Origin of the sequence: Cryobacterium sp. MLB-32 (genome assembly GCF_000738085.1) — a bacterium.
Taxonomy (GTDB): Bacteria; Actinomycetota; Actinomycetes; order Actinomycetales; family Microbacteriaceae; genus Cryobacterium.
Genome location: NZ_JPRS01000091.1, coordinates 1 through 25,261, shown reverse-complemented (window position 1 = coordinate 25,261; position 25,261 = coordinate 1). Strand labels below are relative to the sequence as shown.

Here is a 25,261-nt window from a genome sequence, read left to right as displayed (position 1 = left end):
GGGCCGCCGAGGCGGCTATTTGACCGAACCGGCGCTGAGGCCGTTTCGCCAGAAACGCTGGAGCAGCAGGAAGATGATGATCAGCGGGATGATCGACAAGAGCGCGCCGATCAGCACGTAATCCCGTAGCACCGGAATCTGGTTCACCTGCGAGTTCCAGGCATAGAGACCGAGCGTGACCGGAAACAGGGTTTCATCGCGCAGCATGATCAGCGGCAGGAAGAAGTTGTTCCAGATGGCGACGAACTGGAACAGGAACACCGTGACCAGGGCCGGAACCATCATGCGCACCGAGACGGTGAAGAAGGTGCGCAGCTCACTGGCCCCGTCCAGTCGGGCGGCCTCGATCAGCTCGTCCGGCACGCTGGCCGACGCATAGATGCGGGACAGATACACCCCGAACGGGCTCACCAGGCTCGGCAGGAACACCGACCAGAACGTGTTGGTGAGGCTGATCTGGCTGAAGATCAGGAACAGGGGCAGCGCCAGCGCAGTGGCGGGCACCAGCACGCCGCCGAGCACGACGTTGAAGATCATCTCGCGCCCCGGAAACTCGTACTTGGAGAGGGCATAGCCACACATGCCGGCAATGATGGTGCCGATGAGCGCGCCGAGCCCGGCATAGAGCGCGCTGTTGAGCATCCACTTGAGAAAAACACCGTCACGATAGGCGATCAGGTTGCCGATGTTCTCGAACAGGGTGAAGTCGGCGAACCAGAGCGGGTTGGTGGTGTTGAACTGGGATCGGTCCTTGCTGGCTGCGACCAGCAGCCACCAGATCGGCACCAGGAAGTAGAGGGTGAAGACACCCATCACGATCATGGCACTCACCCGGGCGAAGGGGCTTTCCCGCTGAGAACGCGGCGACGCACTCGCCGGGGTGCGAGGACCGCGTCGGGGCTTGACGGGGGTACTGCTGGTCGAGGTGCTCATTTGGCTTCCTTCCGCTGCGTGAACTTCAGGAATGTGAACGAGAGGATGAACGTGGCCAAGGCCAGCACCACAGAGAACGCGGCCGCGAGGTTGAAGTTCGGGATCGACGACGTGGAGTACACCGTCAGGTTCGGAGTGAAGGTGCTGGTCACGGCCGAACTGAAGCTGCGGAACACCTGGGGTTCGGCGAGCAGCTGCAAGGTGCCGATGATGGAGAAGATCGCCGTCAGGATGATGGCGGGCATGATCAGCGGGATCTTCACCGACCAGGCAATGCGCAGCTGGCCGGCACCGTCAAGGCGAGCCGCCTCGTAGAGTTCGGTCGGGATGGCCAGCAGCGCCGAGTAAATGATCAGCATGTTGTACCCCACGAAGACCCAGGTGACCACATTGGCGATCGCCCACAGCACGAGGTCGGCCGACAGAAAGTCGATGTTCTCGGTGACGGCGCTGAACGGCGACAGGTTGGGTGAGTAGAGGTACCCCCACATGATCGCCGCGATGACGCCCGGTACCGCGTACGGCACGAAGAACGCCAGCCGGAAGAACTTCTTGCCGCGCACGAGTGGCGAGTCCAGCAAGAGAGCGAACAGCAGGGCGAGGCCGAGCATGATCGGCACCTGCACGGCTCCGAAGGTGAGAACTCGACCGATCGACGTCCAGAACGGTCCGTTCTGAAAGACCAGGATGTACTGGGTCAGGCCGCCGAAGACCTCCGTCGCTTTGCCGAAGGTACCCTCGCGCTCGATCACCAGCAGCGATTGATAAATCGCATAGCCGATCGGTACGAGGTAGAACAGGGCGAAAAGGGTGCCGAACGGGAGCACGAAGGCGAGAATGGCGCCACGGTGGGGCACTCGCTTCCGGTTTTTCCGTACACGGACAACAGTGGTTGGCACGTCCGAGAGTGCGACGGCAGGTGCGCTCATGATGCGAGGTCCTCTCTGATCACGCGAACGGTCCCGGCCGGAACACGCACGACACGACTGACGGTTTGGCCGGTGACGAGTTCGCGCCCCTCGGCGGGCAGGTCAACGTCTTCCGCCCCGTGATTGATGACGAACCGGTAGGTCGCTTTGGCGCCGACACGGCGCACCACCTCAATGGTGCCGTCCCCCTCAGGGCCGACGGCGGTGACCCTCGCCTGACGGCATATGGTGCGCATCAGGTCGATCAGGTCTCCCGATTCCAGCGCCGTCGCGAGGTACCAGGCCTCACCCTCTCCACGCCGGTTGCGGGTGATGGCGGGGACGCCCGGCAGCGGACCATCGAGGTAACTCGCCATGACCTCGGCTCCGGTGCTGCGCAGTCGTTCGCTCCACAGGCTCGCAGCCGCACCCGAATCGAGGGTGAGAACCTGGCCCGGTAGCAGTGGGGAGAATTCCTCCACGGTGATGCCGAGCATCTCGCGGAAGGCACCCGGATAGCCGCCCGGACGCACCCGGTCGTTTTCATCGACGATGCCGCTGAAGAAGGTCACCAGGGCGTGGCCGCCGGCCGTGACGTAGTCGTTCAGGGTCTGCGCGTCGGCATCCGAAACCAGGTGCAGCGCCGGGGCAACGACCAGGCGATAGCGGGAGAGGTCGGTCCCGGGGGCCACGATATCGACGGTGACGCCGAGGTTGTGCAGCGCGGCGTAAACGGCGTGCACCTGCTCAAGGTAGCGCACCGACTGCGACGGCCGGGTTTCGCCATCGCCGGCCCACCACGACTCCCAGCTGAAGATGATCGCGGCATCCGCAACGACTGTGCTGCCGGTGACCTCGGCAAGGCGGTCGAGGGTCTCGCCCAGCGCCACCACCTCGCGCCAGAGCACGGTGTCGGTGCCGGCGTGCGGCACCAGGGCCGAGTGGAACTTCTCGGAACCCTGCAGCGAGGCACGCCACTGGAAGAAGCAGATGCCGTCGGCACCGCGGGCGACATGCGTGAGGGAATTGCGGGTCATCTCGCCCGGGGCCTTGGCGAGGTTGTGCGGCTGCCAGTTGACGCTGCCGGCGGCCTGCTCCATCAGAAGCCACGGCTTGCCCTGGGCCAGTCCGCGGGTGAGGTCGGCGGCGAACGCCAGCTCGGTGGCGGGCTCGGCGAGGCGGTGGTCGAGGTAGTGGTCGTTGGCGACAATGTCGACCTCCGGCGCCCACGTCCAGTAGTCCATGTTGCGGATGTGGGCGGTGACCATGAAGTTGGTGGTGACGGCAACACGGGAGTGGCGGCGCAGCACCGCGGTCTCGCGGCGGTAGTAGTCCAGCAGTTCGTCGGAGCTGAAGCGGTGGAAGTCGAGCACCTGGCCCGGGTTACGACTGGACAGGGTGAGGCGCGGCGTGAGGATTTCGTCCCAGGCGCCATAACGCTGGCTCCAGAATGAGGTGCCCCAGGCGGTGTTGACCGCATCGATTGTTCCGTAGCGAGCCTGCAGCCACACTCGGAATGCGCCCGCGGTGTCGTCGCAGTAGCAGAGGGCGTTGTGGCAACCCAGCTCGTTGGACACGTGCCAGAGTGCGATCGCCGGGTGCCGGCCGTAGCGTTCGGCAACCTTCTCGACCAGGGCGAGGGCGTGCTCGCGGAATACCGGCGAGCTGGGGCACCAGGCTTGGCGCCCCCCGGGGTAGCGAGTGGTTCCGTCTTCGACGATCGGAAGAATCTCGGGGTGCAGGGTGGTCAGCCACGGCGGCGGTGACGAGGTACCGGTGCCGAGATTGATGCGGATGCCGTGGGCGTGCAGGAGCTCGATGATCGTGTCGAGCCGGTCGAAGTCGTACTCACCCGGGCGCGGTTCGATGTGTGACCACCCGAAGATGTTGATGGCGACCAGGTCAACCCCGGCCTCGCGCATCAGGAGAACGTCTTCGGCCCAGACCTCGGGACCCCACTGCTCGGGGTTGTAGTCGCACCCGTAGGCGATGCCCTCGTGCACGAACGGCGTGGACGTCGCCGAAGCATCGTGAGTGGCTGCTCGCGTGTTCATGGGCTCCCTGAATCTGTCTGGCTCTGCACGGTCCGAACGGACCTGTGAACGTGCACAGAGCCAAGAGCACAACACAACTTTGGGTTTTCTGTGAACGTACACAGACTATGAATCTTTCGACGGCCGTGTCAAGCGTGCATCTCGAATGGAGAGTTACAGTTATCAAATGGTGACAATTCCGACACGGCGCAAACGTGCGACCATCCACGACGTCGCCGTGGAAGCCGGAGTGTCCCGCGGCACGGTGAGCCGGGTCGTCAACGACGAACCGTACGTCTCCGCGCATGCCCGGACCGCCATCGAGGCGGCCATCGAAAAGGTCGGCTACGTGCCGAACAATGCCGCTCGCAGCCTGGTCATGCAGCGTTCTCAAGCGGTCGGTTTCATCGTGCACGAACCACATTCCCTGTTTCTGGACGATCCCAACATCGGTGGAATCCTGCTCGGCGCCAATACCGCGCTGTCCCGCGCGGACTATCAGATGGTCAGCCTCGTCATCGATTCTCAGCGCGACACCGACCGCGTGGCGCGCTACCTCAGCGGCGGTTTCGTCGACGCGGTCATCATCGTCTCGGCGCGTTCCCAGGACCCGATGACCCGGGTCGTGGAAAAGCTGGCGTTGCCGGCCGCCTTCGTCGGGCATCCGCCAGACCTGCGCCAGCTCCCCTTCGTTGGTATCGACAACCGCCGTTCGGCGCGCGACATCACCGAACGCCTGATGAACACCGGTCGACGTCGCATCGGTATGATCGCGGCGGCACTCGACCGGGATTCCGGCAGCGACCGGCTGGCCGGCTTCACGGACGCCCTCGGTACGCGCTTCGACCCGAATCTCGTGGCGAGCGTGCCGTTCTACACCTTCTCCGACGGCGTCGAGGGCATGCGCGCACTGCTGGCGCGCGATCCCGACATCGACGGCGTCTTCGCGGCGTCCGACGCTGTCGCGGCAGGAGCCCTCGAAGCCCTGCGCGACGCCGGGCGGAGCGTGCCCGGCGACGTGGGCATGGTCGGCTTCGACGACAGTTCCTGGGCCCTGCGAACGCAGCCCCACCTGTCAACGGTGCACCAACCGGCATTCGGCCTCGGCGCCGCGGCTGCCGAGTGCGTGCTCGGACAGCTGCGCGGCGAGGAGCAGCCGGCCGACGGCATCCTGCTGGATACGCCTATTGTCTGGCGCGATTCGGCCTAAGCTCCCGATGCGCCGACGTACCGTCCTGTGCTCCGGACTCCGACGAGCGAGTGCCGCTCAGCCGAAACGGCCGCCGACATAGTCGGCCGTGCGGCGGTCGATCGGATTGCCGAACATCGCATCGGTCGGGCCGTGCTCCACGATTCCCCCGGGGGTACCCTGCGACGCGAGAAAGAAGGCACAGTTCTGGGATACCCGCTGGGCCTGTTGCATGTTGTGGGTCACGATCACGATGGTCACCTCGTGGGCGAGCTCGAGCATGGTCTCCTCGATCACCCTCGTGGACGTTGGGTCGAGCGCCGAGCAGGGCTCGTCCATCAGCAGGATGCGCGGGGTGACGGCAAGCGACCGGGCGATGCACAGGCGCTGTTGCTGCCCACCGGACAGCCCTCCGCCCGGGGCCCGCAGGCGATCCCGCACCTCTTTCCACAGACCGGCCTTGGTGAGGCAGCTCTCCACGAGGTAGTCCTTCTCGTCGTTCGAGGCTCGCGTGCCCGTGAGCGTGAGACCGGCGATGACGTTGTCGTAGATGGACATTGCCGGGAAGGGGTTGGGCTTCTGGAACACCATGCCGATGTGCTTGCGGGCGTCGACAAGCTTGCGCTCCGGGTCGTAGATGTCTTCGCCATCGAGGAGCACCTCTCCCGCGAGGCTCGCGGACGGCACGAGCTCATGCATCCGGTTCAGGATGCGCAGGAATGTCGACTTGCCGCAGCCGGAGGGGCCGATCAACGAGGTGATGATGCCCGCAGGCATCACGAGGTTGACCCGGTCGAGCACCTGGCGCTCTCCGAACCAGGCCGACACGTTTCGGCCCTCGAGCGTGGCCAGCGGCGCGAGCGCGCGCGCGGGCGGCGCGAAGGTCGCGTCGGTGAGCTGATCCGGGCCGGCCGGACGTTTCGTCCACGGTGCACTCAGCGCGCCCCACCGGGCGCCCCCGGTCGACAGCATGGCCCGGGTCGACAACGCCGCCCGGGTCGCCATGCGTGGCTTCCGATCGCGCTGCGCCGACCGAGGTTGTGGTGATCGAGGTTGTGGCGCACCGGACGTCACCAGAGGAGGGAGCACCTGGGTCAGCTCGTCGTCATACGTGTTTTCGTTATTCATGACCATTCGTTTCGGGTTGCTAGAGCAGATTCGGGAGCAGACGCACAAGCTGGTCGGCCACGAAAAGCCCACCAACGGTGACGACGGGAAGGAACACGGTCCACGTCTTGCGGAGGCCGACCCTCCGGAAGGCCCAGACGGCGGCGAGCTCGACAATGAGCAGGAACTGCAGCGCGAAGACCAAGGCCCACACCGTCGACGTGTCCGTGGCCAGTTCCTTATCGGCGAGGGGCAGCGTCAGATAGGTGGTCTGCCGGGCTCCCGCTGGCTTGGTCTCGGAGACGAGTTCGGCATCCACTCTGGCGACACCGTCCGGCACAAACGCCGGGCCGCGTGCGGTCTCGAGCACCAGACGGCTCTTGCCTGCGCCGAGCGCCGGCGGCATGGGATCGCCCTCATACCGGACCCCGATCACGGCGTAGGTGTGTTCGCCCTGGCCGGTGGTCACGGTGAATTGCTGTCCGGGTCGCAGTTCCTGGATTCGGGCGAACGGGCCGCCGTACGCTGCGGCCCGGCCCATGATGACGCTGTACCCGACCTGTCCAGGAAGGACGCTGTCACGACGGTGACCTGGCCCGGCCCGTAGGGTGCCCGAGTCGGTGCCTTCGACCACGATTTCGTGCACAGCGATCGACGGAATATCGATCATCGCGACGGGAGTGCCTGACGTGAGCAGCACCTTATCGACGTTGCCCTCGCTGACCGGCGCTGTGCCCTCGGCGAGTTCAAACCGGAACGCATTCGTGAGCTGCTGCTGACTCACGACGTGCTGCAGGTGACCGAGCACCATGATGTCGGCCAGCAAGCCGAGAATCAGCACGGCCAGGATCGCCAGGGTCGACCGGATCGCCCGATCGCGCGGGCTGAGGTCGACCGGCGGTCGCGGAAGCGTCGGCATCCGTCGGGGCGGCTGAGGAATCCTGGGCGGCTTGGTCGCTTTCGGGGGTTTCGGGGGCCGAGGCGGTCCAAACGTCCGGCCGGATGCTGCGCGGTCGGGTTGACCGGCCGCCTCCGCCGACCCGGGGGGCGTGAGCATGCCCGGCGACGTCGTCAAGGTCACGACTGGGCCCCCGCCAGGCCAGTGGCTTTCCGGCCGCGGCGCACGCCGGGCAGGGAACGCAGGGCGAGAGCCAGCGCGCCGACCGAGGCCAGCACGATGAGCAGGAAGTAGGGAGGGATGACGATCAGGGAGTTCCGGGACACCGGTTCCAGCGCCGTTCCGCGCACCTCGGCCGGCGGTGTCATCGTCACGTGACCGGTGAACGCTGTCCACTGGCCAACGTCGTGCAGGGTGGCTGCCACCGTGCGCGTCTCCCCCGGACCCAGGTCGGCAACGGTGACGTCGTCAACCGCGGCCACCTGCATGCCGACGGCGTTCGTGATCCAGAATCTGAGACTCGACGTGATGGGGGAGGTCGTAACGTTTCGCTGCGTGAACGCCAGAACGATGTCGCCGCCGCCGGGGCCGAAGTCCGACTTCGGTGTCACCGTGACACCGCTGACGGTGAAGACACCGGCGATATCGGTGGCTTCAGTGCCGAGGGCATGCGTGGCCTCGGCACTCCCCGCCGCCGTCGTCTGGGTGACTCCACGCGCGGAGGCGGGGGTCAGGTGTGGCGCCGCCGGGGCGCGGGGCGAGGGCGTCCCGGTCGACCCGAGAACATCCACGCTCAGATCGACACCGGAAGGATCGTCCGTCGCAGCGGCGACGCTCGGAACGACACTACCGGGGAGAGCACCGACCACGCCCGCCATCGCCAAGAGGGCAATGAGGACCGCTATAGGAAGCTGGCGTGAGGGGGGGAATGTGAGCACAGTTTAGTTAGCACAGCAAAGGTTTCAGCAACCTTGCCGGAATGCTAACAAGAGGCAAACACGATCAGGTTTTCTCTCTCCGGCGAGCGCCGACGCGCGACTCCCCTGCTCTGGAGTGACCTCCGCGGGGGCTGAGGTGCATCTGTCGAGGCCGTGCGGCCGGTTAGCCGACCGGGATTTCTTCCCGCGCCTTACGGCGTGCCTCGGCCTCGGTGTATTCGATCCAGACCGCAGCCTTCGTAGCGGTGCGCTTTCGGCTGTACCGCAGACCCAGCCAGACTCCTCCTGCGGCCACCAGCAGCAGCAGTACCGCCCACGGCACGACAAAGAGGTCGCTGCTGCGTTCGCCGGATGGGAGCACCCCTGCGTTCAGGGCGTCGTCGTCAACGGTCGCGGCGAGGGAGACGTGCGGATTGAGATAGACCCAGGGGCCCACACCCGGAACGACGAGGCTGACCGTGCGTGACGTGCCGGGTAGCATCTCGGGAATCGCCTGGTCCGTCAGGCCGCTGAGCGGGATCCCGAAGAAGCCCCGGACCTGCGCGACCGTGTCGGCGCTCAGTGACACGTTGCCGGCATTGCTCAGGGTCATGGTTATGGTCGTTTCGCCCGCGAACGGGTTGATGCTCGGCTGGTACGACGATTCGATGCTGCTGATGGTCAGGGCCGGCTGGAGGGGCCCTTTGACCCGCACGTACAGGCGGATGCCGACGCGCCGATCAACGGATACCTGTCCGGCCGGCGAGAGGGCGGACACGATCATGCCGCCGGCGTGGTCGCCCGGCGACGCATCGGCCGGGGTGTTCACGGCGAACGGCAACACCTGCTGGGCGCCGGGGTCGAGAGTGACCTGCATGCGGTTGGTGCCGTTGTCGAAGGTGATCCACTGGCCGGCGTCCACGGCACCGGCGTTGCCCTCGAGAAGCGCAAAGCTGCCGTCCTCGGTGTTGAATGCGTCGGTGGCATAGACGGTGACGGACTGGACCGTCGTTCCGGTGTTCTCGACCAGATACTCGTCATGAAGAGTCTGGCCGGGTTCGACCTGATAGCTGAACCTGCTGCGGGACTGGTCGACTCCCCCGTTGGCCGACGGCGCAGCGGCGATGCCGTCGGAGCCTTCCGCCCAGGCGCCCGAGACGCCGAGGCTCACGGTCATTCCCAGAGCGACCAGCACGCCGGCGGTAGCGGAGAGGAGGAAGCGGATAGCGGGGCGGCGAGGGGTCACGATCGACGGTGTCATTTCTAGCGGCTTTCTGCGGATGATTCTGGAGTGGCGTGCAGCGGGACGACAGGGAGGGACAGCGCGAACGCCGTCCCTCCCCCCGGGTTGAGCGGGTGGCTCCTGCTACTTCGAGACGACCGTGAGGGTCATCGTCGAGGTGTAGGTGCCGGCTGCCTTGTTCTGCGGAGCGACAAAGGTCAGATCGGCGTTGAAGACGCTGTCACCGACCGTGTTCGCTGCCGCTCCAGAGGCGAAGGCGTATGAGCCGCTGGCCAAACCGGCCACCTGGGCCGCGGCGGCACTGACACCGGTTGCGGCGGTGCCAGCGACGACCAGCTTCGGGACAACACCCAGCTGGGACTTGCTGATGGTGGTCGACGGGTCCACGCTGTTCGTGAAGTCGGCGACGGTCGCGCTCAGGTCCCAACCATTGCGTGAAACAATCCGACCGTCGTTCACCGTGATGTCTCCGAGAGAACCGGTAGTGGTCGAGGTGTTGTTCACCAGCGACGGAGCGTTGAACGTCGCCGCAGCGCCGGCCGGAACCGTCAGGGCGAGGACGCCGTTGGTGACGACGGCAGCCGTTGTGGTCGGAGCAAGCGCGATGGTGCCGGTCGTCGTGGGATCGACTGGCGGCGTCACGTTCTGGCCTGCCTGGGCTTCAAAGGTGAAGACTCCCGTGACGGGGGTGATGTTGATGGTTCGGTAGAACGCACCGACAATGGTCACTCCGCTGTTGGTGCTGCAGGCGAGGCCGAGGCTGAACCGTCCACCACTCGCTTTGCTGGCCAACGCGCCCGGCGTGCCGTTGATCAGGATGCCCGGGGTCAGCGTCGGAGCGACGACCTCGGTGGTACGACCGGGAGCAAAAGCGGAAACGGCGTAGGCCGACCACGTGCTGACGCTGCGCTCGCCGCCGACCGGCGACAGGAAGATGCTCGCCCCGGTCGACATCGACGGGCACAGGTAGGAGTCATCGTAGGCTGCGGTCGTTGAACCGGAGTAGAGGTCCTCGTCAAAGCCCCACGTGCGGGCGAGGTCGGTGACGAGCACCCCGTTCGTGTCGTAGGTGAACATGGGGGCGTCCGAACCGTTGGTCTGGGTGGCCGCAGTCGAGGATGCGACGGCTGCACCTGCGACGAGCGCGAGCGAGACAACTGCCACACCGACGAAACGAGTCTTTGTCGTGAAAGTGATCATTACTTTTTCCTATTCTCAGTCAGGGAAGGGGTGGCTACGGGGTCTTGGCGACGCGGTAAGAAACGACGCCGGTCGTGGGGGGCAGGAAGCCGAACTTCTTCTTGACGGCACCAGCCTTGGACACCAAGGTCTGGGAGTTGGTGAGAGCCGTGCCCTGGGTCGGGTCGAGGAGTTTGAAGAGGTTTGCGTCGTATTTGACGTTCGTCGAGTCCATCTTTGCGTTCTCGACGACGAGGTAGGTGTCGCGACCCCAGATGGTGTCCGCGTAGTACGCGGCGTTCGGAACCATCGAGGTGCCGACGCCCGTGACCGGCGCCACTCCGGCAACGAGGGACCCGAGTGTGCCCGTGCCGCGCTTGTCATAGGAAGCACCGGTGTTCATGGCGACCCAGCGAGAAGCAGCCATCGGCATGACCGACTCGGCCGTGAGGGTCGTTGCGTCGTGCTCCTGGCCTTCGACGACACAGCCCCCTTCAAGAACGGTCTTCATGAGGGTTTCCGTCGAACCGATTTTCGCGAGGAAGTCCTTGCGGGTTCCCGAGCCGGCCTGGGGGATGTTCGGCGTGACGGTGACGCCACCGATCTGGAAGCCCGGCGAGCACTCGTAGAGGCTCTTCATCTGGGATGCGGTGAGGCTGTCGATGCCCGTCGCTGCGCCCTGGTATGCGTACGCGATGGCGTCGCGGCCGAACGGAACGTAGAGGAGGTCCCCGGCGTCGTTGCGGGTGCCCGCGCTGGAGGACCGTGCGATGTCGACCTGTCCGGTGATGACGATGTCCTTCGGGCTTCCGGCGGCACCAGACGTGTACACAGCACCGTCAATCGAGCGGCTCAGCGCCTTCACGCCGTCGCCGGAGCCGTTGGGCCGACCGAAGCGGGGGCCGTTGGGCTTCGCGGTGATGTAGGCAGAGCCGGTGGCATCGAATGACCCGATAGTTGCGGAGTTGACCGTGGAACGCACGACGGAACCGGTCACGTTTGTGCCGTTCGCAAGGGCGCTGACGACATCTTCGAGAGTGTCAGAGCCGGCGATGCTGTAGCTGTTGGAGACGGGGTCGGCCATGGCCGGTGAAGCAACTGCAAAGCCGGAGAGGACAATGCCGACAGTTGCGCAAAGCGCAAGAGTCTTCTTCGAAATCACTGTGATGCCTTTCGGATGTGGTGCAAGAGACGCTCCCGGACGGGCACGCCTTTCCTGGCGACCGGTTCCGACGCGCGAAGCCCCGGGTCGAGTCGTCAAGTGGGTACGCGGCATCAGAGACGTCTCCGGATGCGCGAAATCATGGGGACAGCACCTGCTGAGAGCAGGCCGGCCAGGAGGCCCGTGGGAATTGCGGCCGAGACCGGCCCGATCGCGGGGTCATCGGGGGTGGGCTTGCCCACGAGCGGGCCCGCAGCCGATCCGGTCGCTGTCGGATCGCCCGCCGCAGCAGCGACGGGTGTCGCAGCCGCCGCAACCGCCGCCGCCGCACTCGCACCAACCGAATTCGTGTAATTCGACGTTGCTGCACTGCTCGACGCGGTCGCCGAAGTGTTTGGCGACACGACCGGGCTGATACCGTCCTTGATCGCCGTCGCGGCCAGCAGAGCCTGGCCAACCCACGCCTGCGGCATCGGCGCGTACCCGGCCGGAAGCTGACCGAGCGCCGTGCCGGGGTGTTGACCCTTGGACGCGGCGTACGTGATCAGGTTCGCGTACGTGGCCCGGAGTGACGGGTCGGTCTGCAACGGATTCAGGGCGGCGTAGACCGGCATCGTCAACGGGTACGCCGTGGGAGCAGCGATCGCCGAGGCCGATTCCGGGTCATATTCGAGAACCTTCGCCTGCGTGGCCGTCGGTGTCATGGCCCCCGCTGCAGCCAGCATCGAGCCCGACGTCGGTGCGACGAAGCGACCTGCCGAGTTTCGGAGTGACGCCGTCACGTTCTGGTAGCGAGCGGCGGATGCGGTGGTCGTAAGGCCGAGCACTCCCTGGTCGCCGGCCAGGCTTCGCACGGCCTTCTGGTACTTGTGCGGCGTGGCGTTGAGATCCCATTCGCCGAGCGCCTGCCCGTCGCCGCGCAGCGTGAGATAGGCACCGTTGTCCCAGTCAGAAGAAAACGGCCGCCACGTCACGAGGTTGACCGGCCCCGGATCGCTCGCAGCAGTACCCGACACCGTTTCGACGGGGTCCGCCTTCGGGAAGCTGTCTTTGGGCAGCGCCAGTCCGGTGCCCGTGGGGTTCACCGCGGCGTTCGTGGAGTAGTACGGGTTGACGATCATGCCCGTCTCGTCGGGGGTTCCGTTCAGGAAGGCGACCGCGTCCGGGTCTGCCAGAATGTAGCGCCACACTTGGGTGGCCAGGTCAGAGCGCCCCGAGGGGGCGAGCACATCGGAGAGCGAAATGCTGTTCAGGTCCTGAGCGGCCCACTCCGCGTCGTTGATCGCGAGAAACTCCGGATCGCGCGTGATGTTGGCCGGGTTCTTGCCCCGATCCGCATTGTTGGTGTAATTCACGTGCGTGAGATCGGCTCCCGGCGGCAACGACCCGATGTACGACGAGGTGAGAAGTTTCGCCAGCAGTCGGGGCGTGAGGTTCACCGATGTGAACGCCTGGGTCTCGGCCGCGACGTAGGCCGGGTCGACCGTGCCGCTCGGCGTCACTCGCCGGTCGATGGCGAAACTCACCGCGATGCCGGACAGTCCCACCGGAGCATATTGCAGGGGGTCGGCGGCGGTCGTGCTGTACGGCCGGGAGGTGAAAGCAAGCGGTCCGGGAACCTTCTGGGCAGCCGAGGCCAGGGAGTCCGCTTCGCTGCCGGTCGAGAGCACAAAGGCCGAGCCATTCGCGCCGGCGCACAGCTCGGGCTGCCATGAGGAGACCGCGCCGGCAATGAGTTCGCTGCCGCTCAGCTGTGCTTCAGAGCTGCCGATTTCGCAGCGGATTCCGACGGTTTGAAAATCGAGCTTGACCGCGACGCTGTGCTGCCACGCGTCCCAGAACAGGCCGGGGCGGATGATCTGGGTCACCCCCGAATCACCGGTGCCGCGGGGTATCACCACAAGCCAGCAGGACTGGCCCGTCGTCGGCTGACCGGTGATGATGACCGGTTGACCGCAGCCCAGACCGGGCGACTGCATCGACGTCTGCATTTCGAATTTCGCGGAACCCGTGCCGGTGTCATCGGACCCGGCCCACTTGATCTCGTTGGAGGTGTACTGCGTATAGAACTGATTCGAGGCGAGATTGACGCCCACGATCCCCGACGGCAGAGAGACACCATCGGCCGTGGGATCGCCGCGAGCGGTCTGCACTTTGCCGGCCAGGTCGGTGATGTAATGCGTGCGCACGTCCGAGCCGGTATTCGTGAACACCGCGGAGATCTGTTCGCCGCTCGCGGCGCGGAACGGTATCGCTGTGAACGGTCCCGCCGCCCCGCCATAGTTCGGGGTGGTGTACTGCTCGTCTTGCGGGGCGATGTTCGGCGCCAGTCCCCGTGCGGCCTCGACCGCGTCGGGATCTTCGGGATCGATATTCGGCAGCACTCCGGAGTCTCTTCCGGAGTTCGCGAAGGCACCGTACTGGCAGGTCGTGCGGTCGGGGTGGCCCGGGTTCAGCGGGTCCTCCCCCCAGCACTGCGCGATCTGCAGAAAGTTCTCACCACCCACGTTGCCCTGCGGGCGGGTTGATTTCTTCGTGCCCGCTCCCGTCCAGCTGACCAGCACACCCTCAGAGGTGAGATCGGTCGTCTTCGAGACCGTGACGGCAAGATCAGGGAACGGCGAACCATCGGGCGTGATCGCGCTCGACGCGGTGACCGTCACCGCGCTCGATGTGTCGGCGGATGCGGCCGACGGGGCGAACGAGGCCAGGACCGACATGCCGATTCCGACGACGAGCCCGACGACAATTCCGCTGGCACCGGCACGAACCCACACTGATTTCGCGGCGAGAATGCGACGCGTCATTTGCGGCCCGCCTTCGCGACGAGGGGCTTCAGTCGTCTCCAGAGCACCGGCGGCAGCACGGCCGCGCCGATGAGGAGAATCCCGGCGAACAGCATGACCGCCTGCTGGGACCCCCAGCCGGCCTCGGCGAGGGTGAACGGCGAGGCAACGGCGGTACCAGAGACGCCCGCCGCACCTCCGGCCGTTCCGCCCGAGATCAGGGCTCCGTTTTCGTCGTAGACCGCGGTATCCACTGCACCGGTCCCGGCGGCTGCCGCAGCGGCATCCGCCGCCGGGTCGCCGCTGGCGGCGGTGCCGCCCGTTCCCGTACCCGAGGTGGGAGTGTCAGCGGGCGCGCCGCCAGTACCCGTGGTGCACTGCGCGGTGCCGACCTTATCGCACTCGGCAGGTTGTGCCGCTGCCGCGGCCAGCTGATTGCTCGAGGGCGAATCGCCGGGCTTGAACGTCGGATTGTTGCATTTGTTGATGTCGACGCCCGACACGTCTGCCCCGGGAACGCGCTTGATCTGGTCGAATCCGGCGAGCACCAGGTTCATCGGGAGCGGCGAATAGCCCAGTGCCTCAGCCTGTTGCTGTCCTTCGCAGAGCATGTAGTTTGCGAACGCGCCGAGGGTGAGGCCCTTCTTCTCCGTGAAGACACCACCGACCGCCGTCGGCACGATCATGTAGGAGTAACTCGACAGCGGATAGCTTCGGGCGTCGGCGTTGTTGTACACACCGTCAAGAACCTGGGTGAGGTAGTCCGGGCTGGTGGGAGCAACGTCCGTTTTGATCTGGGCCTGGAGCAGGGCTACCGCGACCGAGTCTGCGGTGGGCTCCACGTAGTACCCGGCCGCGTTGAGCACCTTGGCGACCGGGAAACCTGCTTCGAGGGCGTAGGAGTACTCGACGTAGGTGATGGCCCCTTCTCCGTAGTCCTGGCTCACGTAGCCGGCAACCCCGGAGGAGCCGCTCTGTGCCTTGGCGTTGCCGAACGTGGGGTACTGCGAGGTGAGGCCGCACGAGGTGCGGCCGACCTTGGCGCAGAAAGCGCTCCACAGGGCGGGGTGCTGCTTCGACATCCAGAGGGTGAACTGCGCGGTCGACCCCGAGCCGTCGGAACGCACCACGGGCACGATGCCCTTGTCGGGCATGGCCAGGCCCGGGTTGTCGGTCTGGATCGCCGGGTCGTTCCACTTGGTGATGACTCCCGTGAAGATCTTGGTGATGACCGCGCCGCTCAAACGCAGGTTGGAGACCCGCACCCCACCGATTTTGAGGTTGTACATGAACGAGGAGCCACCCGCGACGATCGGCATGTAGGCATAGCCCCGGGACGGGATCTCGGGGGCTGAGTTGTCCTCCGGGTGGGTCTGGAACGGGATCTCGCTCACGGCGAAGTCCACGTTGCCGGCCACGAAGTCGCGCCGGCCGGCAGAGGAGCCGACACCGGAGTAGTTGACCGTCATACCGTAGTTCGAGGCGACGTTCTTGCGCCACTGGTCAAGGGCGTTCTGCGACCAGGTCGAGCCGGTGCCGGTGATCGGATCGTAGCTCACGGCATGGGCCGGCAGCGCGCCGAGCACACTGGCCAGCACGACGGTGAGGGCGAAAAGGGCGCGGATTGCATGAATCCGCCGGGGCTGGCGCGTCACGAGGACGTCTCCTTAGCGTTGAGGGGCGGTGAGTCGGCTGGCGGTGAGTCGGCTGGCGGTGAGTCGGATTGAGGCCGCTCGGATAGCGGCGACGGGGACGTCGGCGGCTCGGACGTCGGCGGCTCGGACGTCGGCGGCTCGGCTGCCCCGGACGACGCGTCGACCTCGGCGCGTCGGTGACCCTGAATGGTGATGCGCCGCAGGTCGCGGGCGGATTCCGCGCTCACCCGCTCCTGCTGTCTGCGGCCGAGCTGGCCGGGTCCTTTGCCGCCGATCACGCGCGCGATCGCGAACAGCGCGAGCACCAGCAGGATCAGAACGGCCGCCGAGCCGAAGCCTCGAGCGATCATGTTGGGCTCCGGGGACTTGACGAAGTCGAATACCTGCAAGGGCAGGGAGATCATCGGGCCCGCGAATGGATTCCAGTTGACGACTGCTGTCACCCCGGAGGTGAGCAGCACCGGACTGGTCTCGCCGATTCCGCGAGCGGTGCCGAGGATCACGGCCGTGGCCAGACCGGGTCGGGCGGTCGGAAGCACGACGTGCCACACCGTGCGCCACCGCGTCGAACCGAGGGCGTAGGCAGCCTCACGCAGGTTGCCGGGGACGAGCCGGAGCACGATGTCGGAGGCGCGAATCACGATGGGGAGCATCATCACGGTGATGGCCATTGCCGCGGCGAACCCGGAGCGCTGGTGAGTGATCAGCACGATGATCGCGGAGTAGACGAATAGTCCCGCGACAATAGAGGGTAGTGCGGTCATCGCATCCGAAATCGTGCGAACGAACCGGGCGAATTTTCCGCCGACCTCGTTGAGGAAGAGCGCCGTCATGACGCCGAGCGGAATGGTGATGGCGAGGGCCATCGAAATCTGCATCAGGGTGCCCAGAATCGCGTGAACGATACCGCCCACCTCGAGCCCGTCGAGTGGGCCGGCCAGCGCCATGCTCTGGGTGAAGAAGTTGAGGTGGGGCAGCGCCTCCTGGCCGCGAACCAGGGTGAATGCCACGACGAAGACCAGCGCGCCGAACAGCAGTACCCCAGCGCTCGCGAGCAGCACGCCCATCACGCGGTCTTTGACCTCCTGCCAGTCACTGGCGAAGCTCACCAGCAGGGCGTAGACGCCGATGAACGCGATGAAGGCCACCAGCAGCCACCCGACGCCACCGGAGAGCGGGGTGAACCACCCGAAGAGCAGAACAGCGACGGCGATTCCTGCCGCAGCGGCCCCGAGCACGTTGAACCGGTCGTCGAGGCGGGCGCCGCGCACACGGCGTCGCGGGCCGATCGCGATGCCCTCGGAGGAGGGAATTGTGGTGGTCTGCACATCCGTAACCGTGACGTCGGTGACGACGATGGCCGAGCTCGTGGGTTCGGAGATGATCGTCATCAGTTGCTCTCCGCACCGGATCGGGACCGCGCCACGATGGACGAGGCCGAAAAATTGATCACGAGAGTGATCAGGAACAGCACGAGACCAGCCGCCATCAGCGCAGAGAGGCCAAAGGAGCTGGACTCTCCGTACCGAAGGGCGATCAGCGCGGAGACGGAGTTGGTGCCGGTCTTCAAGACCTCCCAGTTGATCGTGAAGATCGGAGAGATGATCATGTAGACGGCGATGGTTTCGCCGAGGGCGCGGCCGAGCCCGAGCATGGTGCCGCCGATGATTCCACCGCGTCCGAAGGGCAGGACGACGGCCTGGATCATGCCCCAGCGGGTGGATCCCAGGGCGAACGCGGCCTCCCGCTCGCCGATCGGGGCCTGCGAGAAGGCCTCGCGCATCACGGAGGTCTGGGTGGGCACAACCATCAGCCCCACCACAATGCCGGCGATGAACGCCGAGGACGTGAAGGCACTCGCCTCGGTGAGGGCCTGACCGGTGGCGTCCTCAACCCGGAAGAACGGGATCCAGCCGAAGTACGTCGAGATCCAGGTAGCGACAGGAATCACGTTGGCCTGCAAAAAAAAGACGCCCCAGAGGCCGAAGACCACGCTCGGTACGGCGGCCATCAGGTCGACGAGGGTCACGAGGGTCGAGCGCACCCGGCCCTGGGCGACCTCGGAGATGAGGAGCGCCGTGCCGAGGGCCAGCGGCACGGCAACGCACATCGCAATGACCGCGATCGTGATGGTGCCGAAGAGCACGGATGCGATGCCGAACTTCTTCGACTCCGGCGACCAGTCCTGCTCAACCAGGAAGCTCCACCCCGCGACCCCGAGGGCATCGGAGGCGCGCAGCGACAGGAATACGCCTACGGCCAGCATAATCACCACCGTGATACCGCCGGCGCTGAAGGCAACCGAACGGAACACGGAGTCCGACACCGATGGGCGCGCGGCCAGCGACCGTCGCGGGGATGAGTCCGGGCTGGCCGGGTCGACCACGGGCGGGTCACCCAGCGACGGGTCGACCAGCGAACGGTCGACCCGAGGCGCGTCGAAGAGGGTCGAGATCGACATAGCTGTCCTTGCACATTCGGGTGTGGGGATGGAACGCGGAGGGGTATCACGTCCGAAACACATATTTCGGGCGTCAGGTAAACACTGGGCGTCAATTTGTCCATCAAGAGATGGACACGGGGTGGAGAGTTGTGCCGGCGCGTCACTGCGCGGCGTGGTCGGACGTCCAGCTCACGGGACGGTCGGGGTGGCTGCAGGCGACGGGGTGGCACTCGGTGACGGGGCAGGCGCGGGAGAGGGCGTTGACGTGGGAGAGGGCGCCGTTGCCGGGGGCGCCTCCGGCACGGACGGGACCGCGATCGCCACGATCAGGTTGACCGGCGTTCCCAGGCGCACACTGTCACGTGCCGACGGAAAACTTGCGAGCACCGTGCCGGGCGTTGCCGTGGAATCCCCTCGCGTCTCGGTCAACGGCACAAAACCGGCCTCTTCGAGGGCTGCATAGGCCGCTGCCCGGCTGAGACCCAGCACCGTGGGGATCGCGTTTGCCCCGGACGCCACGACGAGGTCGACCGTGTGCCCCGACCCGATGCGGGTTCCGGCGGGCGGCAGGCTGCCGAGAACAGTGTCCGCGGGACGGGCCGAGTCCTTCAGCTCGACGGCGCCGAACTCCAGCCCTGTCGCAGCGAGCACCTCCCGGGCGGCAGCGAGAGTCAGGGAGGCGACCTCGGGCATCCGCACGGTGTGACTCGGCGTGATGCCTGCTGGTGCGGGGACCTCGGTCTGTGCGGGGGTCGGAGTGCTGCTGGTGACCGCGATGGACGCGGGGACGGACCCGCCGGATGCTGCCGCCCAGGCAACGGCGACTCCCACCACCACCAGCATGGCCGCGAGCCAGAGGCCGGCCCCGCCCCGAGTGCGACCGCTGCGGGCCCACGCGGGCCCGGGTACACCGGCAGGCCGGCGCACCGAGGCTTCCTCAGCGACATGTATGTGTCCAGTTCTGTCCGCACTAGTCGTGAGCCCACCTCGCGGCGTCGTGACGGCCACCGGGATCACCGTCACGTCTCCGGCCCCTGCTGGTGCGAGCACCTTGGTCCGCTCAGTGACCATGGCCGGCCCGGGCTCGGCCCCGCCGCCGACAGCCCCGCCGCCGACAGCCCAGCCGACAACAGCGGATGTGCTCGCCTGGTCGATGGCGGCCATCATCTCGGCGGCCGACTGGAACCGGCTCGCGGGGTCCTTGAGGAGGGCCTTGACCACGATCCGATCAACAGCTCGCGGAATGCGAGCGCGCAGTACCGACGGCACCGGCGGGAGTGCCCGCGCGTGAGCTCGCATCACGGCGGCGGCCGAAGCGCGCGGAAACGGCGGCCGCCCGGTGAGTGCGAAGTACAGGACACACCCGAGCTGGTACAGGTCACCGCGTTCGTCGACGGCGTCACCGCGCGCCTGTTCCGGCGACATGTAGTTCACGCTGCCGAGGATCCCCTCGACCAGACGTTCGGTCGGCACCTGGCCAGCACCCTGTGCCGGGCCGGTCGGTTCGGGCGAGCTTCGCAGAACGTCCGTTCCGAGCACCGGCCGCCCAGCGGCATCCGCAAGACCGAAATCGAGTAGACGCACATCCCCGATCGCGAATTCTCCCCCGGCATCGCCGTCAACCATGATGTTCGCCGGCGACACGTCCCGGTGAATGAGCCCGCGGGCGTGGGCTGCCCCGAGCGCACCAAGCACGGCAGAGGCGATCGTGAGCACCTGGCGCGAGTCGAGGGCGCCGTTCCGCTGCACGTATTCGGCGAGGGTGACTCCGCGCACGAGTTCGAGGGCAATCCAGGCCTGCGGTTCCTCCCCCGCGTCGTGCACGCCGACACCGAGCACCTGAGCGATGTTCGGGTGCCGCAGCCCCGTCGTTGCCCGCGCCTCGGCGAAAAACGCCTCACGAGAGCGCTCGGAGGCGGAGAGGTGCGGGTGCAGGATCTTGAGGGCGACGGAAGCCCCGGTGACGGTGTCCGTCGCGGCGAACACCGAGGAGGACCCCCCTGTGCCGAGCAATTCACCGAGGCGAAACCGTGTGGAGAACAAAGAGTCGGATCCCGTCGCCATGCCTACGCTGCCCGTGGTGCGGGGCGAACGTCTCGACGGCTTCGGATCACCAGGACAGCGACTTTTCGTCGTCGCTCTCGGCACGGCTTCGACGGCCGCCCTCGGCGCTCGGCCGGGCGCCCTCGGCAACGATCGCGGTGCGAAACGCCAGAATCGCTCCGACCGAGGCTTCCCGGCTGGATGACGGTCCGCCGTACCATCGGCCTGAGGTCATCACGACGCGGTCGCCGACCCGGACAATCCAGCCGTGAGCTCCCGCGGTGGGGCCGGTCACGGTCTCGGCCACCATGTCGTCAACGAGGTCTTTCAACTCGAGCACATGAGCTCTCGCCCCCGCGAATGACCCGTAGACGGATGCGCTGCGCCCGAGTTCGCGATTATTGGAGGCCAGTACCCGCCAGATCCCGGAGTGGGCCCTGGCCAGGGTCGAGCCATCACGGGCGGGGCGGCCTGGGCGGCTCCCGCGACTCTGCGCCTCGGCGACCGCCGGACCAGACGGTCCCGCCATGCTCCCTGCGAGGTTCCCTGCCGGGCTCCCCGCCACAGCACCTGCCAGGGCGCCGGCGCGCACGTTCTCTCGAAATGCCGCCCAGCCGATCAGGCGCAGGTCCGTCGTCGAACGGAAGGCCGAGAACACAACTGACGGACTCGATGACACGGTGGCTCCTGGGACATGATGACAAACAACGATGGGGCACCGCCACGGCGTGGCGCCTCGGGCAACCTGCCCCGCGAGTACGTTCCAGCGCCGGGGTGTCCGGGGAACGTCAGCCACATGAACGACCTCTGAACAGCAGGCAAACGGGGGCGGAACATCACCGCACAAGCGTGTGGAAATCACCCCCGTTCAGGGGTCATATTGACACTCTTCGACGGCCGATCTCCACTGCGGCGGGAGGCTGCCTCGACGTAGACGGGTCGGTGCACTGGCGCGGCCGGTTCCCATCCTCCAGCTAACGTCCGGCCTATCCACGGCTGGTGGCCAGACTCCAAAAGTACGCTTCAGCTACTGACAACGAGTTTCTGGGCTCGCCAGCGGCCATCATCCGTCCGTCATGACAGCGGCGCTCACCCGCCAACCGCTGCCACTGTGAACGCGCTGAGAACACGCGAATTCGGGTGCTGGAATCCGTATTTCGGCTTCGCCACACCCCCCTAACGATATATCGTTAAGTATCGCCGAGCCGGGTTGGCTCCGGCACTGAGGAGGACATCATGAACGGATCATTCAAGAATGACGGGTTCGGAGCACGCCGCGGCGGCATGAGCGAGGGCTGGCCAGTCGCCGGCATGTGGGAGGCGATGGAGCAGCTACGCGGCCAATTCGACCGCAAGGCCGGCACCAGGATGGGGCGTGGCGACGTTCGTGCGGCGGTGCTTGCCCTGCTCGCCGAACAGCCGATGCACGGCTACCAGATCATTCACGAGATCGAGGAGCGCAGCAACGGCGCCTGGAAGCCCAGCCCCGGCTCTGTGTACCCCACGCTTCAGCTGCTGGCGGACGAAGGCATCATCGGTGCGGAAGAGTCCAACGGTCGCAAGACCTACTCGCTCACCGACGAGGGTCGTCAGGTGGCCGACGCCGCGGCCGATCAGCCGGCCCCGTGGGAAGCGCCGGGTGCGCAGGACACCACCGGGCGGGCGACGGCGCTGCCCAAGGCAGGCATCGAACTCGCTCAGGCAGCTGCCCAGGTGGGGCGTTCCGGCAAGCCGGAACAGGTGAAAGAGGCTGTGGCCGTCCTGGAAGAGGCGCGTCGTAAGCTGTACTCCATCCTCGCCCAGGACTGACCGAGTGCCCACAGCACGTCGGCATCAAGGAGTACAGATGACCGACGCCGGAGATATGCGAGCTCGCTCCCGCAGAATTCTGCGGTTCGCCGCCCGCTATCTGGTGCAGACGTGGTGGTACGAATTATTTCTTCCACGGATCGGCCTCGCACGGATCGGGGCACGAAATCGTTCGGCGCGCATGCAGCACATTGCGCGGCGCTTTCACGTGCTTGCGGTTGATTTGGGCGGCCTCATGATCAAGGTCGGCCAGTTCATGTCGTCGCGCCTTGACGTGCTGCCGCCTGAGATCACCAAGGAATTGGAGGGCCTGCAGGACGAGGTTCCGCCCGTACCGTTCCCGGCGATCCGCGCCCTCGCCGAGACCGAGCTGGGCATGACGTTGGACCGTGCGTTCTCATTCATCGATCCCACACCACTGGCGGCAGCGTCACTGGGCCAGGTTCACCGCGCCCGGCTCTCGGACAGGGACGCGGCCGAGACGGGCCTGCTCGACGTCGTCATCAAGATTCAGCGGCCGGGTATCGCCACGATCGTCGACGTCGACCTCAGCGCCCTCCGCCGTGTCGCCCGCTGGCTCAGCCACGTGCGTCTGGTCTCTGATCGCGTCGATATGCCTGCTCTGCTGGAGGAGTTCGCCTTCACGAGCCTCGAGGAGATCGACTACCTGCATGAGGCGGCGAGCGCCGAGCGGTTCGCTCGGGACTTCGACGAGGATGCCCGCGTCAGCGTTCCCGCACTGGTCTGGGAGCGCACCACGCGTCGGGTTCTGACCCTGGAAGACGTGACCGCCATCAAGATCAACGATGTCGATGCGCTGAAGGCCGCCGGGATCGACCCATCCGAGGTCGCAGCGGAATTCGCATCCGTCATGTTCGACCAGCTCTTCCTCTACGGCTACTTTCACGGTGATCCTCACCCCGGCAACATCTTCGTCACACCGCTCGGTGCCGGCGCGGCCGGGGCAAACGGCGCGCGAGGCTGGAAGTTCACCTTCATCGACTTTGGGATGATGGGCGAGGTACCCGATGCCCTGCGTCGGGGGCTTCGGAAATTGTTCATCGCCGCCGCGTCACGCAACGGCAAGGGGATGGTGGACGGCATCCGTGAGGTGGGCGTGCTCCTGCCGTCCGCTGACACCGCAGAACTTGAGCGGGCGATGACGAAACTGTTCGCTCGCTTCGGCGGGATGGGTTTCGCCGAGTTGCAGGATGTCGACCCGCGCGAATTCCGCGCCTTTGCCCTCGAGTTCAGTGATGTGGTGCGATCCCTACCGTTTCAGCTGCCCGAGAACTTCCTACTCATCGTTCGGGCGATGTCGCTGACCTCGGGAATGTGCAGTTCGCTCGACCCTGCATTCAACATTTGGAATGCCGTGGAACCGTATTCGGCCCAGCTCATCAGAGCGGAGGGCGGCAACCTGGTGCAGACGGCCGGAAAGCAGGCGCTGTCGGTTGCCGGCATCATCGCGCGGCTGCCCGAGAGACTCGATAATCTCACGACCCGGATCGAAGAAGGAACGGTCTCGGTACAGGCCCCTCGAATCGAACGTCGGCTGAGCAGCCTCGAGCGAACGGGACGGCAGATCATCTCGGCAGTCCTCTTCGCCGCCCTACTGATCGGCGGCATCCTGCTTCGTGCCGACGATGTTGTCTTCGGCACGGTACTCGTGGGTGTCTCGCTGCTCCCACTGATCCACGCGCTCTTCGCAGGAACCGTGGCACGGCGGGCCCTTCTGCCGTAGGGGCGCCAAGGCCCGTCTCCCGGGCGCAACGGCCCGAAACTGCGAACCCCGGGGGCGCGGCGGACCACCGAAAACGGCCGGCGAGCGCTCTCTGCCTGATCCCCCTGCGTACTCCTTCAGTTGAGGAAGGGCGGCCGAGGCTGATAGCTTCGAGGTGACCTGGTTGATTATCTTTGGCCACCCGCGCCAACGTGTGTCGATCCATTCGCACTATCGGACAGAGCTGCCCGCGGTGGCTCGCTGCCCCTCGCCGGCTCAGGCAAAGGGGGGAGAACTTCATGGGTTCTCTAATTCTCATGATCATCGGTCTGGCCGTCATGGCCGCTGGATACGTCTTCTATTCCCGGTATCTCTCGCGCAGGGTCTTCAAGCTCAAGGAAGCTTTCGTGACCCCGGCTCACGAGCTGAAGGACGGCGTCGACTACGTACCCACGAACAAATTCATTCTGTGGGGACACCATTTCACATCCGTGGCCGGCGCCGCCCCCATCGTCGGACCGGCGATCGCCGTGATCTGGGGCTGGCTCCCGGCCCTGCTGTGGGTCACCCTCGGCACCGTGTTCTTCGCCGGAATGCACGACCTCGGCACCCTGTGGGCTTCGACCCGTAACAAAGGACGCTCCATCGGCGGCCTGTCCGCCCGGTACATCGGAAAACGCGGGGCCAATCTTTTCCTGGTGGTGATCTTCCTGGTGCTGCTCATGGTGATCGCGGCATTCGCCGTCGTCATCAAGAACCTCCTCATCAGCACACCGGGTGCGGTCATCCCCGTGTGGGGCGCCATTATCGTCGCCCTTCTGGTGGGTGTGGCGGTGTACCGGCTCCACTGGCACTTGCTGCCCGTGACCGTGGTCGGCGTCGTCGCGCTCTATGCGCTCATCCTGGTTGGCGACACGATGCCGGTCGTGCTCTCCGAGTCAACGCTGGGGATGTCACCGGGCACATTCTGGATTGTTGCCCTGTTCGTCTATGGCGCGATCGCATCGCTTCTGCCCGTCTGGGTGTTGCTTCAGCCGCGTGACTACATCAATGGGGTGCAGCTGTTCGTCGGGCTGATCCTGCTGTTCGGATCCGTGCTGCTGGCCACGCTGTTCTCCGCGACGCCGCCGAACATCGTCGCCCCGATGATCAACATGGACGTTCCCGCTGGGACGCCCAGCATGATTCCGCTGCTGTTCGTGACCATTGCGTGTGGCGCGATCTCGGGGTTCC

General features: G+C 66.1%; 19 protein-coding genes. 4 read left to right on the top strand and 15 right to left on the bottom strand.

Features of this window, described 5'->3' with window-relative positions; all coding sequences use genetic code 11:
• Window positions 1-15: 15 nt before the first annotated feature.
• Genes JF66_RS10860 through JF66_RS10850 form a run of 3 tightly spaced genes read right to left on the bottom strand, consistent with a single transcriptional unit; the run spans window position 16 to window position 3,895 of the window.
• Window positions 16-933 (bottom strand): carbohydrate ABC transporter permease, encoded by a 918-nt coding sequence (locus JF66_RS10860; RefSeq protein ID WP_081882319.1) that lies wholly within the window; start codon window positions 931-933, stop codon window positions 16-18.
• Window positions 930-1,862: a carbohydrate ABC transporter permease gene (locus JF66_RS10855; protein ID WP_035877786.1), complete on the bottom strand. Its 933-nt coding sequence runs from the start codon at window positions 1,860-1,862 to the stop codon at window positions 930-932. Before JF66_RS10855 ends, JF66_RS10860 begins: the two co-directional genes overlap by 4 nt.
• Window positions 1,859-3,895 carry a beta-galactosidase gene (locus tag JF66_RS10850; protein ID WP_051973426.1) on the bottom strand — a complete coding sequence of 679 codons (2,037 nt, stop codon included), beginning with the start codon at window positions 3,893-3,895 and terminating at the stop codon, window positions 1,859-1,861. The genes JF66_RS10855 and JF66_RS10850 overlap by 4 nt, the downstream gene beginning before the upstream one ends.
• A gap of 166 nt (window positions 3,896-4,061) precedes the next feature.
• On the opposite strand from JF66_RS10850, the gene JF66_RS10845 reads away from it, so the two are divergent.
• Window positions 4,062-5,084, top strand: a complete 1,023-nt coding sequence (locus JF66_RS10845; protein ID WP_035877785.1) for a LacI family DNA-binding transcriptional regulator — start codon at window positions 4,062-4,064, stop codon at window positions 5,082-5,084.
• Window positions 5,085-5,141: 57 nt separating this feature from the next.
• Here JF66_RS10845 and JF66_RS10840 read toward each other — a convergent pair whose 3' ends face one another.
• The 12 genes from JF66_RS10840 to JF66_RS10785 form a co-directional block, all read right to left on the bottom strand.
• Complete coding sequence (locus JF66_RS10840) at window positions 5,142-6,035, bottom strand: phosphate ABC transporter ATP-binding protein (protein ID WP_369798002.1); 894 nt, start codon at window positions 6,033-6,035, stop codon at window positions 5,142-5,144.
• Between the two features lie 175 nt (window positions 6,036-6,210).
• Complete coding sequence (locus JF66_RS10835; protein ID WP_081882317.1) at window positions 6,211-7,089, bottom strand: sortase; 879 nt, start codon at window positions 7,087-7,089, stop codon at window positions 6,211-6,213.
• A gap of 158 nt (window positions 7,090-7,247) precedes the next feature.
• The gene (locus JF66_RS10830) at window positions 7,248-8,006 is read right to left on the bottom strand and encodes a hypothetical protein (RefSeq protein ID WP_156109746.1); all 759 of its coding nucleotides are present in this window, start codon (window positions 8,004-8,006) and stop codon (window positions 7,248-7,250) included.
• A 163-nt stretch (window positions 8,007-8,169) separates the two neighbouring features.
• Window positions 8,170-9,246, bottom strand: a complete 1,077-nt coding sequence (locus tag JF66_RS10825; protein WP_051973425.1) for a WxL protein peptidoglycan domain-containing protein — start codon at window positions 9,244-9,246, stop codon at window positions 8,170-8,172.
• Window positions 9,247-9,351: 105 nt separating this feature from the next.
• The gene (locus tag JF66_RS10820; protein ID WP_035877782.1) at window positions 9,352-10,428 is read right to left on the bottom strand and encodes a hypothetical protein; all 1,077 of its coding nucleotides are present in this window, start codon (window positions 10,426-10,428) and stop codon (window positions 9,352-9,354) included.
• Between the two features lie 34 nt (window positions 10,429-10,462).
• On the bottom strand, window positions 10,463-11,569 hold the full coding sequence (locus JF66_RS10815) for a hypothetical protein (RefSeq protein ID WP_156109745.1): 1,107 nt from the start codon (window positions 11,567-11,569) through the stop codon (window positions 10,463-10,465).
• 113 nt (window positions 11,570-11,682) lie between these two features.
• Window positions 11,683-14,376, bottom strand: a complete 2,694-nt coding sequence (locus tag JF66_RS10810) for a hypothetical protein (RefSeq protein WP_035877778.1) — start codon at window positions 14,374-14,376, stop codon at window positions 11,683-11,685.
• Complete coding sequence (gene pstS, locus JF66_RS10805; protein WP_231556378.1) at window positions 14,373-16,010, bottom strand: phosphate ABC transporter substrate-binding protein PstS; 1,638 nt, start codon at window positions 16,008-16,010, stop codon at window positions 14,373-14,375. Before pstS ends, JF66_RS10810 begins: the two co-directional genes overlap by 4 nt.
• Window positions 16,007-17,401: a phosphate ABC transporter permease PstA gene (gene pstA, locus JF66_RS10800; protein WP_081882316.1), complete on the bottom strand. Its 1,395-nt coding sequence runs from the start codon at window positions 17,399-17,401 to the stop codon at window positions 16,007-16,009. The genes pstS and pstA overlap by 4 nt, the downstream gene beginning before the upstream one ends.
• The gene (gene pstC / locus JF66_RS10795) at window positions 17,401-18,471 is read right to left on the bottom strand and encodes a phosphate ABC transporter permease subunit PstC (protein ID WP_081882315.1); all 1,071 of its coding nucleotides are present in this window, start codon (window positions 18,469-18,471) and stop codon (window positions 17,401-17,403) included. The genes pstA and pstC overlap by 1 nt, the downstream gene beginning before the upstream one ends.
• 171 nt (window positions 18,472-18,642) lie before the next feature.
• Window positions 18,643-20,517, bottom strand: coding sequence for a protein kinase (locus JF66_RS10790; protein WP_035877775.1), 1,875 nt, complete (start codon window positions 20,515-20,517; stop codon window positions 18,643-18,645).
• Between the two features lie 46 nt (window positions 20,518-20,563).
• Complete coding sequence (locus JF66_RS10785; protein WP_156109744.1) at window positions 20,564-21,175, bottom strand: hypothetical protein; 612 nt, start codon at window positions 21,173-21,175, stop codon at window positions 20,564-20,566.
• Between the two features lie 557 nt (window positions 21,176-21,732).
• Between JF66_RS10785 and JF66_RS10780 the strand changes: the two genes are divergently transcribed.
• The 3 genes from JF66_RS10780 to JF66_RS10770 form a co-directional block, all read left to right on the top strand.
• Window positions 21,733-22,305 (top strand): PadR family transcriptional regulator, encoded by a 573-nt coding sequence (locus JF66_RS10780; RefSeq protein WP_035877771.1) that lies wholly within the window; start codon window positions 21,733-21,735, stop codon window positions 22,303-22,305.
• A gap of 37 nt (window positions 22,306-22,342) precedes the next feature.
• Complete coding sequence (locus JF66_RS10775) at window positions 22,343-24,049, top strand: AarF/ABC1/UbiB kinase family protein (protein WP_035877768.1); 1,707 nt, start codon at window positions 22,343-22,345, stop codon at window positions 24,047-24,049.
• 278 nt (window positions 24,050-24,327) lie between these two features.
• Window positions 24,328-25,261 (top strand): carbon starvation protein A (locus JF66_RS10770; RefSeq protein ID WP_035877787.1); only part of this gene is annotated, 934 nt, incomplete at its 3' end.